We start from the raw sequence: 12651 nt of genomic DNA on the forward strand, positions 1-12651 counted from the left end.
TGCACGACCCGCCGGAGCGGGCGTTCGCGGCGGACGTCGTCGTAGGGCCTTACGCGCCGAGGCGGGCGATCGCCTCGGCGACGGTGAGCTCCTCGCGCTCGCCCGTGCGGCGGTCCTTCAGCTCCACGACGCCCTCGGCCGAGCGGCGCCCGGCGACCAGGATCTTCGGGACGCCGATCAGCTCCGCGTCGGTGAACTTCACGCCCGGGGAGACACCCGCGCGGTCGTCGACGAGGACCCGCAGGCCGGCGTCCTTCAGCTTCTCGGACACCTCGAGCGCCAGCTCGGTCTGGAGCGCCTTGCCCGCGGCGACGACGTGGACGTCGGCCGGGGCGACCTCGGCCGGCCAGCACAGGCCCTTGTCGTCGGCGTGCTGCTCGGCGAGGGCGGCGACGGCGCGCGAGACGCCGATGCCGTACGAGCCCATGGTGACCCGGACGGGCTTGCCGTTCTGGCCGAGGACGTCGAGCTGGAAGGCGTCGGCGTACTTGCGGCCGAGCTGGAAGATGTGGCCGATCTCGATCGCGCGGTCCATCGTCAGGCCGGTGCCGCAGTTCGGGCACGGGTCGCCGTCCTCGACGACGACCACGTCGAGGTAGTCGTCGACCTGGAAGTCGCGGCCGGCGACGACGTTCCGCGTGTGCGTGGCGGGCTTGTTGGCGCCGGTGATCCAGGCGGTGCCGGGGGCGATGCGCGGGTCGGCGATGAAGCGGACCTTCTCCAGGCCCTGCGGGCCGACGTAGCCGCGGACGAGGTCGGGGCGGCCCTCGAAGTCCTCGGCGGTGACCAGCTCGACGACGGCCGGGGCCAGGTGGTCCTCCAGCTTGCCGAGGTCGACCTCGCGGTCGCCGGGCACGCCGACGCCGACGATCTCGCCGTCGACCTTGACCAGCAGGCTCTTCAACGTGCGGGAGGCCGGCACGTCCAGGTACGCGGCGAGCGCCTCGATGGTCGGGGTGTCGGGGGTCTCGACGTCCTCGGCCGGGCCGTGGGCGCTCGCGTCCTCGGGCTCGGTGCGGAAGGTGACGGCCTCCGTGTTGGCGGCGTACGCGCAGTTCGAGCAGTGGACGAAGGTGTCCTCGCCCGCCGCGGCCGGGGCCAGGAACTCCTCGGAGGCGGAGCCGCCCATGGCGCCGGAGACCGCCGAGACGATCTTGTGGTCGAGGCCGAGCCGGTCGAAGATCCGGATGTAGGCGGCGCGGTGCAGCGCGTACGCCTCGGCCAGGCCCTCGTCGGTGGTGTCGAAGGAGTACGAGTCCTTCATCTGGAACTCGCGGCCGCGCAGGATGCCCGAGCGGGGGCGCGCCTCGTCGCGGTACTTCGACTGGATCTGGTAGAGGATCACCGGCAGGTCCTTGTAGGACGTGCACTGGTCCTTGACCAGCAGGGTGAAGATCTCCTCGTGCGTGGGCCCGAGGAGGTAGTCGCCGCCCTTGCGGTCCTGGAGGCGGAACAGCTCGGCGCCGTACTCCTCCCAGCGGCCGGAGGCCTCGTAGGGCTCCTTGGGCAGCAGCGCGGGCAGCAGGACCTCCTGCGCGCCGATGCCGTCCATCTCCTCGCGGACGACGCGGGAGACGTTCTCCAGGACCTTCATGCCGAGCGGCAGCCAGGACCAGATGCCCGCGGCGTTGCGGCGGACGTAACCGGCGCGGACGAGCAGTTTGTGGCTGAGCGTCTCGGCGTCCGCCGGGTCGTCGCGCAGTGTCTTGACCATCAACCGGGACATGCGCTGGACCTGGGCCATGGGGATCTCTCCTGCGGTGAAAAGTGTGATGGCTAGGAGGTTAGCCCTGGGGCCCGTGCGGGCGGAAATCAGTTCCGTCGGGAGGGCTTGCGCAGCAGCGGCAGCGGGGCGCCCATGACGGCGTACGGGCGGGGTGCGCTGGGGAAGTGGACCTGCCGGGCGAGGTCGGTGTAGCCGAGGGCGCGGTAGAGGGCGCGGGCCGGGCTCTCGGTGTCGATGGCGGAGAGGATGGAGCGGGGCTGCTCGGCCTGGTCGGTGATGGTGGTGATGAGCGTCCGGCCCACGCCGCGGCCCTGGTGGGCGGGGTGGACGTGGAGTTCGGTGATGACGAAGGAGTCGTCGAGCCACTCCTCGGTGCCGTTGGCGCGGAGGTAGGGCTCCACGACGCTCGACCACCAGTGGACGCGGTCGTTGGGCATCCCGTACACGAAGCCGACGAGCCGGCCGTCGGGTGTGGTGGCGCCGTAGGCGCGGGCGCCGGGGTCGAGCAGGTGGCGCAGGACGATATGGCGTCGTACGACGATCTCGTCCTCGCTCAGCCCGAAGGCGAGGGCCTGTACGGCGAGGGCGTCGTCCACGCGCGCGGCGAGGTCGACCGGTCCGATCGTGACCGGGGCGTCGTCATCCATGCGCGCACCCTACAAGCGCGCGAGGGTCTGTCGTTCGGATCATGCCGGATCAGGGAGCGGGGTCTGGTGCTGTGCATCGCAAGGCGGAGGAGGGAGTCGACGCGGAGCGTCGGCGACCGACGACAACGCGGCGAGGTGCGGTGCCAGGGCCCGCGAGCCCGGCATGATCCGAACGACAGACCCTAGAAGAGCACGCTCATGAAGGCCCCGACCTCGCGGAAGCCGACGCGGCGGTAGGCGGCCCTGGCGGGGGTGTTGTAGTCGTTGACGTAGAGGCTGACGACGGGGGCGACGTCGGCGAGGGCGTAGCGCAGGACGGCGGCCATGCCGGTCGCGGAGAGGCCCTTGCCGCGGTGTTCCGGGGCGACCCAGACGCCCTGGATCTGGCAGGCCTGGGGGGTGGCGGCGCCGATCTCCGCCTTGAAGACGACCTTGCCGTCCTCGATACGGGCGAAGGAGCGTCCGGAGCCGACGAGTTCGGCGACGCGGGCCTGGTAGAGCAGGCCGCCGTCGCCGGCCATCGGCGAGATGCCGACCTCCTCGGTGAACATGGCCACGCACGCGGGCATGATCACCTCCATCTCGTCCTTGCGGATCCGGCGGACCAGAGGGTCGGGCGCGACGTCCGCGGAGGGCCGGTCGGTGACCATCAGGGGCTGGTGGGGGCGGATGTCGCGGGCGGGGCCCCAGCCTGGTTCGAGGAGTTGCCAGAGCCGTGCGGTGGCCTCGGCGGGGCCGACGATGGAGGAGCAGCGGCGGCCGGTCCTGCGGGCGCGGTCGGCGAAGGCGCGGACGGCCTCGGGGGTGGCGCAGATGGGGACGAGGTTGGCGCCGGAGTAGCAGAGGGAGCGCAGCCGTCCGTCGGTGTACCAGCCCCACATCTCGCCGCCGAGGCGCCAGGGGTCGAGTCCGGCCGCCTGGACGCGGGCGGTGACGAAGGCGTTCTCGACGGGGGCGCTCTCCAGGACGGCGAGCGCGGCGCCGAGGTCGGCGGGTTCGAGGACCCGGGTGGTGGTCTGCGTCAACACGAGGGGGCCTCACCATGCGGTCTGCTGATCTCCGCACTGTACCTGGCGCGTCGGCGAGGTGTCCGGCGTGCGGCCGGAAGGGTACGGCGAAGCCCCGCGGCACGGGTGCGGCGGGGCTTCGTGACGTACGGACCGGGCCGGGGGTGGCGGGGCCGGGGGTCAGGCGACGGTGAGGACCTCGGGCTCGCCGCTCGTCACGCCGTCCTTCTTCATCTGCTCGGCGATCTTCAGCGCCTCTTCGATGAGGGTCTCGACGATCTTCGACTCGGGGACGGTCTTGATGACCTCGCCCTTGACGAAGATCTGGCCCTTGCCGTTGCCGGAGGCGACGCCGAGGTCGGCCTCGCGGGCCTCGCCGGGGCCGTTGACGACGCAGCCCATGACGGCGACGCGCAGCGGGACCTCCATGCCCTCCAGGCCCGCGGTGACCTCCTCGGCCAGCTTGTAGACGTCGACCTGGGCGCGCCCGCAGGACGGGCAGGAGACGATCTCCAGGCGGCGCGGCTTGAGGTTCAGCGACTCCAGGATCTGGTTGCCGACCTTGACCTCCTCGACCGGCGGCGCGGAGAGCGAGACGCGGATGGTGTCGCCGATGCCCTCGGAGAGCAGCGCGCCGAAGGCGACGGCGGACTTGATGGTGCCCTGGAAGGCGGGGCCGGCCTCGGTGACGCCGAGGTGCAGGGGGTAGTCGCACTGGGCGGCGAGCTGGCGGTAGGCGTTGACCATGACGACCGGGTCGTTGTGCTTGACCGAGATCTTGATGTCGCCGAAGCCGTGCTCCTCGAAGAGGGAGGCCTCCCACAGCGCGGACTCGACCAGCGCCTCGGGGGTGGCCTTGCCGTACTTCTTCAGTAGCCGGGCGTCGAGCGAGCCCGCGTTGACGCCGATCCGGATCGGGGTGCCCGCGGCCTTGGCGGCGTGCGCGATCTCCTTGACCTTGTCGTCGAACTGCTTGATGTTGCCGGGGTTGACGCGGACGGCGGCGCAGCCGGCGTCGATCGCGGCGAAGACGTACTTCGGCTGGAAGTGGATGTCGGCGATGACCGGGATCTGCGACTTCTTCGCGATGACGGCGAGCGCGTCGGCGTCGTCCTGCGTCGGGCAGGCCACGCGCACGATCTGGCAGCCGGAGGCCGTCAGCTCGGCGATCTGCTGCAGCGTGGCGCCGATGTCGGACGTGCGGGTCGTCGTCATCGACTGCACCGAGACGGGCGCGTCCCCGCCCACCGCGACCGATCCGACCTGGATCTGGCGGCTCTTGCGCCGCTCGGCGAGCCGGGTCGGAACGGACGGGATACCGAGAGAAATCGCGGTCATCAGCTGTACAACCCCAAGGTGTGGTTCATCGGGCTCAGGTCTTCGAGATTACCGCCCCGGCGGCGGGCGGCCGGACACCCCGGGGCTCCGGCCGCCGAACGGTCACGTCAGCTTCACCGGGTTGACGATGTCGGCGGCGAGGACGAGGAGCGTGAAGCAGACGAACACGCCCGCGACGACATAGGCGGCCGGCATCAGCTTGGCCACGTCGAACGGGCCGGGGTCGGGACGCCGGAAGATCCGCGCGGTGTGGCGGCGTACGGACTCCCACAGGGCGCCCGCGATGTGTCCGCCGTCGAGCGGGAGCAGCGGCAGCATGTTGAACAGGAACAGCGAGACGTTGAACATGACGACCAGCTGCAGGAAGAAGACCAGGATGGTCTGCGGGGGTGCGTCGATGTTCATCAGCTCGCCGCTGATGCGGGCGGCGCCGACGACGCCTACGGGTGAGTCCTGCTTGCGTTCGCCGTCGCCGAAGGTGGCGTCCCAGAGGTCCGGGATCTTGCCGGGCAGGGCGAGGACGGACTCGAAGCCGGCCTGGAGCTGGTCGGTCATCCGGGAGGCGGACTCGCCGAAGGTGAGCGGGACGACCTCGCGGCCGGACTCGAAGCCGAGGTAGCCGGCGGAGACGTACTGCGCGGGCTGGACGACGTTGCCGTCGGCGTCCTTCTTCAGGACCTTGTTCTCCAGGAGCGTCGCCCGGAGCTCCAGCTCCTCGCCGCCGCGCTGGACGGTGACGGTGGCGGGCCCGGTGGTGGCGCGGATGCGGTCGGAGAGGGTGTTCCAGTCCGTGACGCGTTCGCCGTTGAAGGCGACGATCCGGTCGCCCTTGAGCAGCCCGGCGGCCTTGGCGGGCGAGGGGCGGTCGCCCGGCACACAGGAGTCGCGCTTCTCGCTCTGGTCGATGACGCAGTTGGTGACGCCGGCGACCTTGGTGGTCTGGGTCTCGAAGCCGACGGCCATCGCGCTGCCGAAGAAGAGCAGGACGGCGAGGATCAGGTTCATGAACGGGCCGGCGAACATCACGATGACGCGCTTCCACGGCTTGCGCGTGTAGAAGAGCCGCTTCTCGTCGCCGGGCTGGAGCTCCTCGAAGGACGCCTCCCGGGCGTCCTCGATCATGGCGCGCCAGGGCGAGGTGGAGCGGGCCTCGATGCGGCCGTCCTTGCCGGGCGGGAACATGCCGATCATGCGGATGTAGCCGCCGGCCGGGATGGCCTTGATGCCGTACTCCGTCTCGCCCTTCCGCTTCGACCAGATCGTGGGGCCGAAGCCGACCATGTACTGCGGCACGCGGATGCCGAAGAGCTTGGCGGTGGAGAGGTGGCCCAGCTCGTGCCAGGCGATGGAGACGAGCAGGCCGAGCGCGAACAGCGCGATGCCGAGGAGGGTGAGAAGTACGGTCATGCGCGCGCCTCCGCGGTTGCCTTCGCTGCGACTACTGCCAGTTCGCGGGCCCGGGCGCGGGCCCAGGTCTCCGCTTCGAGGACGTCCGACACCGTCAGTGAGGTTCCCCGGGCGGGGGTGCCGTGTTCGGTGACGACTGCCGTGACCGTATCCATGATTCCGTTGAACGGCAGCCTTCCGGCGAGGAACGCCTCGACGCACTCCTCGTTCGCGGCGTTGAAGACGGCGGGGGCGGTGCCGCCGAGTTCGCCGACGTGGCGGGCCAGGCCGACGGACGGGAAGGCCTCGGTGTCGAGGGGGAAGAACTCCCAGGTGGAGGCCTTGGTCCAGTCGAAGGCGGGAGCGGCGTCCGGGACGCGCCGGGGCCAGCCGATGCCGACGGCGATGGGGCCGCCCATGTCCGGCGGGGTGGCTTGGGCGAGGGTGGAGCCGTCGGTGAACTCGACCATCGAGTGGACGTACGACTGGGGGTGGACGACGACCTCGATGCGGTCGAAGGGGATGTCGTAGAGGAGGTGCGCCTCGATGACCTCAAGACCCTTGTTCACCAGGGTGGCGCTGTTCACCGTGATCACCGGGCCCATGGCCCAGGTGGGGTGGGCGAGGGCGTCCTCGCGGGTGACGTGCGCCAGCTCCTCGCGCGTACGGCCGCGGAAGGGGCCGCCGGAGGCGGTGACGACCAGCTTGCGGACGTCGGCGCGGGTGCCGGCGGCGAGCGCCTGGAAGAGCGCGGCGTGCTCGGAGTCGACCGGGATGATCTGGCCGGGCTCGGCGAGGGCCTTGACCAGCGGGCCGCCGACGATCAGCGACTCCTTGTTGGCCAGGGCGAGGGTGCGGCCGGCTTCGAGGGCGGCGAGCGTGGGCGCGAGGCCGATGGAGCCGGTGATGCCGTTGAGCACGGTGTGGCACGGGGAGGCGGCCAGCGTGGTGGCGGCGTCGGGGCCGGCGAGGACCTCGGGGAGGGTCTCGGAGCCGTACCACCGCCGCAGCGCCTCGCGGAGCGCGGGCACCACGTCCTCGCGGGCGACGGCGACCGTCGCCGCCTTCAGCTTGTACGCCTGCTCGGCGAGCAGCTCGACCCGGCCGCCGGACGCGGCGAGGGCAGTGACCCGGAAGCGGTCGGGGTTGCGCAGGACCAGGTCGATGGCCTGGGTGCCGATGGATCCGGTGGAGCCGAGGACGACGATGTCCCGGCGGCCTTCGGCTGGGTCGAAGGCGATGTGCGGATCGGCGAGAGGAGAGGGGCGGTCGCTCATGCCCCCCATTCTTGCCGCAAAGACCGCGCGCCCTTCACGGGGTACGGGTGAACGCTCCGAAGACCCGGTGGAAGTCGGGGAACGTCTTCCGGACGCAGCCGGGGTCGTCGAAGGTGATGCCGGGGGTCCGCAGGCCGGTGACGGCGAAGGACATGACGATGCGGTGGTCGCCGTGGGTGGCGATCTCGACGCCGGTGCCGGCCGGGGTGCCGGGCCGGATCTCGATCCAGTCGGGGCCGGTGGTGACGGTGACGCCGAGGCGGCGGAGGTTCTCCGCGCAGGCGTCGAGCCGGTCGCACTCCTTGACCCGGGTGTTGGCGACGTCCTCGATGCGGACCGGCCCGTCGGCGAAGGGGGCGAGCGCGGCGAGGGTCGGCATGGTGTCCGAGATGTCCCGCATGTTCACGGTGAGGCCGCGCAGGGTGCCGGTGCCGCGGACGGTGGTGGCCGTGTCGGTGATCTCCACCTCGGCGCCCATCCGGCGCAGGACGTCGACGAAGGCGAGGTCGCCCTGGAGGGCGCCGGTGCCGAGGCCGGGGACGGTGACGGTCCGGCCGGGTTCGAGCGCGGCGGCGGCGAAGAAGTACGAGGAGGTGGAGGCGTCGGGCTCGACGGGGTAGCGCACGGCGCGGTAGCCGGTGGGCTCGACGGTGTACGTACGGCCCTCCCGGGTGACCCGTGCGCCGAAGGCGCGCATCATCGCGAGGGTGATCTCGACGTACGGCTCCGAGACCAGGTCGGTGACGGTGACGGTGAGGCCCTCGGCGGTGAGCGGGCCGAGCATCAGCAGCGCGGTGAGGTACTGGGAGGACTGGCCGGCGTCGAGGGTGAGCGCCCCGCCCTTGATGCCGCGGGCGGCGACGGTGAGGGGGTGGTGGCCCTCCTTCTCCTCGTGCCGCAGGTCGACGCCGAGGGTGCGCAGGGCGGTGGAGAGGGGGCCGAGGGGGCGGCGGCGCATCTGGGGCGAGGCGTCGAAGCGGAAGGTGCCGTGCCCGGCGGCGGCGAGGGTGGGCAGGAAGCGGGCGGTGGTGGCGCCGTCGCGGCAGTACACCTCGGCGCTCTCCCGGGCGGGGCCCTCGGGCCGCCCCTCGATGTGCCACGCCCCGGCTTCCTGGCGGACCGCGTAACCGAGGGTCTTCAGCCCTTCGGCGAAGCCCTCGGTGTCGTCGGAGACGAGGGGCCTGAGGAGGGTCGTCGTCCCGCGCGCGGCGGCCGCGAGGAAGAGGGCGCGCGCGGTGACGGACTTGGAGCCGGGGATGTCGATGACGGTCACGGGCCCATGGTGCCGGGCGGACGGGGGGGGGGGGGGGGGGGGGGCGGGGGGGGGGCCCCCCCCCCCCGCCGCCGCGGGCACGCCGTGCGGGTCGGGGCCCGGCCCCGGCCGCTCAGGGGATCTTGCGGTGGACGTTCTCGTGGGTGGACGGGCCCGGCGGGGTGTCGGCGATCCAGGGGCCGTCGTCGCTGGGGTCGACGATGCCGTCCTCCAGCCATCCGTATGCTCCCGCGAGGACGCTCTCGACCACCTTGCGGTCGATGTCGTCCGTGTTGGACCACAGGCGGCCGAACAGCTCCTCCACGCGCAGCCGCGACTGCCGGCAGAACACGTCGGCGAGCTGGTGTGCCTCGCGGCCGTGGTCGCCCGTCGCCCGCAGGGACTCGGCCCGTACGCACGCCGCGCTCATCGCGAAGAGCTCCGCGCCGATGTCCACGATCCGGCCGAGGAAGGCCTGCTTCAGCTCCATCCGGCCCTGCCACCGCGACATCGCGTAGAACGTCGACCGGGCCAGCTTCCGCGATGTCCGTTCGACGTACCGCAGATGGGTGGCCAGCTCGCCGAACTCGCGGTACGCGCCGGGCACCTGGCCCTGCCCGGTGACGAGCTGGGGCAGCCAGCGGGCGTAGAAGCCGCCGGCCCGGGCGCCCGCGCGGGCCTTGTCGGAGAGGGACTTGTCGGGGTCGATGATGTCGCCGGCCACGGAGAGGTGGGCGTCCACCGCCTCACGGGCGATGAGCAGGTGCATGATCTCGGTCGAGCCCTCGAAGATCCGGTTGATCCGCAGGTCGCGCAGGAGCTGCTCGGCCGGGACGGCCCGCTCGCCGCGCGCCGCGAGGGAGTCCGCCGTCTCGTAGCCGCGGCCGCCGCGGATCTGGACCAGCTCGTCGGCCATGAGACAGCCCATCTCGGAGCCGAAGAGCTTGGCCAGGGCCGCTTCGATGCGGATGTCGTTGCGGTCCTCGTCGGCCATCTGCGAGGCCAGGTCGACGACGGCCTCCAGCGCGAACGTGGTGGCCGCGATGAACGAGATCTTCGTGCCCACCGCCTCGTGGCGGGCGACCGGCTTGCCCCACTGCTCGCGTACGGACGCCCACTCGCGGGCGATCTTCAGCGACCACTTGCCCGCGCCGACGCACATGGCGGGGAGGGAGAGCCGGCCGGTGTTCAGGGTGGTGAGCGCGATCTTGAGACCGGCGCCCTCGGGGCCGATCCGGTTCGCGGCGGGGACCCGGACACTGTGGAAGCGGGTGACGCCGTTCTCCAGGCCGCGCAGGCCCATGAAGGCGTTGCGGTGCTCGACGGTGACGCCCGGCGAGTCGGCCTCGACGACGAAGGCGGTGATGCCGCCCTTGTGGCCCTCGGACTTCGGCACGCGGGCCATGACGACGAGCAGGTCGGCGACGACGCCGTTGGTGGTCCAGAGCTTGACGCCGTCCAGGACGTAGGCGTCGTCGCCGTCCGGGACCGCGGTCGTGGCGAGCCGGGCGGGGTCGGAGCCCACGTCCGGCTCGGTGAGCAGGAAGGCGGAGATGTCGGTGCGGGCGAGGCGCGGCAGGAACGTCGCCTTCTGCTCCTGCGTGCCGAAGATCTTCAGCGGCTGCGGCACACCGATCGACTGGTGGGCGGAGAGCAGGGCGCCGAGGGCGGGGCTCGCGGTGCCGACGAGGGCGAGGGCGCGGTTGTAGTACACCTGGGTGAGACCGAGCCCGCCGTACTTCGGGTCGATCTTCATACCGAGGGCGCCCAGCTCCTTGAGGCCGGCGACGACCTCGTCGGGGATGCGGGCCTCGCGTTCGATCAGCCGGCCGTCGATCCGGGTCTCGCAGAAGTCCTTCAGCTTGGCGAGGAAGGCCTCGCCGCGCCGTACGTCCTCCTGCGCGGGCATGGGGTGGGGGTGGATCAGGTCCAGGCGGAAGCGTCCGAGGAAGAGTTCCTTGGCGAAGCTGGGTTTGCGCCAGTCCTGCTCGCGCGCGGCCTCGGCGACCTGACGCGCTTCTCGTTCCGTGACCTTGGGCCGCTGGGTGGGTGCGGACATGCGGAGCTCACCTCGCCGCTCATCGGGGGCTCGTGGGGCTTGTGGCTACCCGTCCGTCGTACCCGATTTCGCGGCGGCAGGAAACACGAGCGCCGGCCCGGGCCCCCGCCCGGGACCCGGCGCGGACCGCCGGCCGGCGCCCGTACCCGGGCCGCCGGGGGCCGGGTGCCCGGGCGCGGGCGGCCGCGGGGACGCGAAGACGGCCGGAGCCCCCGCACAGTGGGCTCCGGCCGTCGGTCTTGGGCCGTACGGGTGTGACGGTCGTACGGCTGCGGGCGGACGTAGGTGTGGGACGCGTACGGCCGCGGGTGGGGTGGTTGCTACAGCGCGAGGCCGGTGAGGACCAGGACGCGCTCGTAGGTGTAGTCGTCCATGGCGTACTTGACGCCCTCGCGGCCGACGCCGGACTGCTTGACGCCGCCGTACGGCATCTGGTCGGCGCGGTAGGACGGGACGTCGCCGACGATCACGCCGCCGACCTCCAGCGCGCGGTGGGCGCGGAAGGCGGTCTGCAGGTCGTGGGTGAAGACGCCGGCCTGGAGGCCGAACTTCGAGTCGTTGACCGCGGCGAAGGCCTCGGCCTCGCCGTCGACCTTCGTGAGGGTGAGGACCGGTCCGAAGACCTCCTCGCAGGCCAGGGTGGTGCCGGCGGGCAGGTCGGCGAGCACGGTGGGGGCGTAGGTCGCGCCCTCGCGCTTGCCGCCGGTGAGGAGGGCGGCGCCGTCCTTCACGGCCTCGTCGACCCAGGCCTCGACGCGCTTGGCGGCGTCCTCGCTGACGAGAGGGCCGACGTCGGTGGTGTCGTCCGACGGGTCGCCGGTGCCCTGCGCCTCGACGGCGGCGACGACCTTCGGGACGAGCCGGTCGTAGACCGACGCGTCGGCGATGACCCGCTGCACGGAGATGCAGGACTGGCCGCCCTGGTAGTTGGAGAAGGTGGCGATGCGGGTCGCCGCCCAGTCCAGGTCGGCCTCGGAGGCCCAGTCGCCGAGGACGACGGCCGCGGCGTTGCCGCCGAGCTCCAGGGTGCAGTGCTTGTGGGGCACGGACTCCTGGATGGCGTAGCCGACCTTGTCGGAGCCGGTGAAGGAGATGACGGGGAGGCGCTCGTCCTGGACGAGGGCGGGCATCCGGTCGTTCGGCACGGTCAGGACGGACCAGGAGCCGGCCGGGAGGTCGGTCTCGGCCAGCAGCTCGCCGAGGACGAGCGACGAGATGGGGGTGGCCGGGGCCGGCTTGAGGATGATCGGGGCGCCGACGGCGATGGCCGGGGCGACCTTGTGGGCGCTGAGGTTCAGCGGGAAGTTGAACGGCGCGATGCCGAGCACGACGCCCTTGGGCATGCGGCGGGTGATCGCGAGCCGGCCGACGCCACCGGCGTCGGTGTCGAGGCGCTGGGCCTCGCCGCCGTTGAAGCGGCGGGCCTCCTCGGCGGCGAAGCGGAAGACGGAGACGGCGCGGCCGACCTCGCCTCGGGCCCACTTGATGGGCTTGCCGTTCTCGGCGGAGATCAGCTGGGCGATCTCCTCGGTGCGCTCGACGAGACGCTTCGATACGTGGTCCAGGGCGGCGGCCCGCACGTGCGCCGGGGTGGCGGCGAACTCGTCGACGACGGCGTGCGCGGCGGCGACGGCCTCCTCGACCTGGGCCTCGGTGGGAACGCTCACCGTGCCGACGACACGGCCGTCCCAGGGGGAGGTGACGTCGAAGGTGGCCTCGCCGGTGGCCTCGCGGCCGGCGAGCCAGAAGGCGTGGGTGGCAGTCATTGCGTCCCGGCCCTTTCGTATCGGTTGGTCCGCCAGTGGGTGTCGCTGACGTGTCTGCGTGCCACGTTAGGGCCGAGGAGCCGAGGCGTCGTTTGTCCGTGGTGGAGTGGTGGGGGGCGGGGGGTCGACGGTTTGGAGGAAGGGGCGCCGGCGGGTCGTGGCGCGGGGCGTCGTGCGGCGGGGCCGGGGCTCC

General features: G+C 72.2%; 9 protein-coding genes. All 9 read right to left on the reverse strand.

The annotated features are described in order from the left end of the window. Nucleotides 1-49: 49 nt before the first annotated feature. The 9 genes from ACFZBD_RS10395 to ACFZBD_RS10435 all read right to left on the reverse strand — a co-directional run bounded on the left by ACFZBD_RS10395 (nt 50) and on the right by ACFZBD_RS10435 (nt 12458). Nucleotides 50-1744: a proline--tRNA ligase gene (locus ACFZBD_RS10395; protein ID WP_391138703.1), complete on the reverse strand. Its 1695-nt coding sequence runs from the start codon at nt 1742-1744 to the stop codon at nt 50-52. A 68-nt stretch (nt 1745-1812) separates the two neighbouring features. Next, on the reverse strand, nt 1813-2373 hold the full coding sequence (locus ACFZBD_RS10400) for a GNAT family N-acetyltransferase (protein WP_391138705.1): 561 nt from the start codon (nt 2371-2373) through the stop codon (nt 1813-1815). 182 nt (nt 2374-2555) lie between these two features. Further along, nucleotides 2556-3401: a GNAT family N-acetyltransferase gene (locus ACFZBD_RS10405; protein ID WP_391138707.1), complete on the reverse strand. Its 846-nt coding sequence runs from the start codon at nt 3399-3401 to the stop codon at nt 2556-2558. Between the two features lie 159 nt (nt 3402-3560). Further along, on the reverse strand, nt 3561-4718 hold the full coding sequence (gene ispG, locus ACFZBD_RS10410) for a flavodoxin-dependent (E)-4-hydroxy-3-methylbut-2-enyl-diphosphate synthase (RefSeq protein ID WP_391138710.1): 1158 nt from the start codon (nt 4716-4718) through the stop codon (nt 3561-3563). 102 nt (nt 4719-4820) lie between these two features. After that, entirely contained in the window at nt 4821-6125 is a 1305-nt protein-coding gene (locus ACFZBD_RS10415) for a site-2 protease family protein (RefSeq protein WP_391138712.1), read from the reverse strand. Continuing rightward, a complete protein-coding gene (dxr, locus tag ACFZBD_RS10420) occupies nt 6122-7381 on the reverse strand; it encodes a 1-deoxy-D-xylulose-5-phosphate reductoisomerase (protein ID WP_391138714.1) in 1260 nt (419 codons plus the stop codon). The genes ACFZBD_RS10415 and dxr overlap by 4 nt, the downstream gene beginning before the upstream one ends. Before the next feature lie 34 nt (nt 7382-7415). Beyond that, a complete protein-coding gene (aroA, locus tag ACFZBD_RS10425) occupies nt 7416-8654 on the reverse strand; it encodes a 3-phosphoshikimate 1-carboxyvinyltransferase (protein WP_391138716.1) in 1239 nt (412 codons plus the stop codon). 112 nt (nt 8655-8766) lie between these two features. Next, a complete protein-coding gene (locus tag ACFZBD_RS10430) occupies nt 8767-10692 on the reverse strand; it encodes an acyl-CoA dehydrogenase family protein (RefSeq protein ID WP_391138718.1) in 1926 nt (641 codons plus the stop codon). 320 nt (nt 10693-11012) lie between these two features. Further along, nucleotides 11013-12458 (reverse strand): aldehyde dehydrogenase family protein, encoded by a 1446-nt coding sequence (locus ACFZBD_RS10435; protein WP_391138720.1) that lies wholly within the window; start codon nt 12456-12458, stop codon nt 11013-11015. Between the last annotated feature and the right edge of the window lie 193 nt (nt 12459-12651).

Origin of the sequence: Streptomyces sp. NPDC008121 (genome assembly GCF_042957155.1) — a bacterium.
GTDB lineage: Bacteria > Actinomycetota > Actinomycetes > Streptomycetales > Streptomycetaceae > Streptomyces.

Excerpts from the sequence above, each read along its gene's own strand:
- ACFZBD_RS10395 (WP_391138703.1), bottom strand. The coding sequence starts at position 1,744 with ATGGCCCAGGTCCAGCGCATGTCCCGGTTGATGGTCAAGACACTGCGC.
- ACFZBD_RS10400 (WP_391138705.1), bottom strand. The coding sequence starts at position 2,373 with ATGGATGACGACGCCCCGGTCACGATCGGACCGGTCGACCTCGCCGCG.
- ispG (WP_391138710.1), bottom strand. The coding sequence starts at position 4,718 with ATGACCGCGATTTCTCTCGGTATCCCGTCCGTTCCGACCCGGCTCGCC.
- ACFZBD_RS10415 (WP_391138712.1), bottom strand. The coding sequence starts at position 6,125 with ATGACCGTACTTCTCACCCTCCTCGGCATCGCGCTGTTCGCGCTCGGC.
- dxr (WP_391138714.1), bottom strand. The coding sequence starts at position 7,381 with ATGAGCGACCGCCCCTCTCCTCTCGCCGATCCGCACATCGCCTTCGAC.
- ACFZBD_RS10430 (WP_391138718.1), bottom strand. The coding sequence starts at position 10,692 with ATGTCCGCACCCACCCAGCGGCCCAAGGTCACGGAACGAGAAGCGCGT.
- ACFZBD_RS10435 (WP_391138720.1), bottom strand. The coding sequence starts at position 12,458 with ATGACTGCCACCCACGCCTTCTGGCTCGCCGGCCGCGAGGCCACCGGC.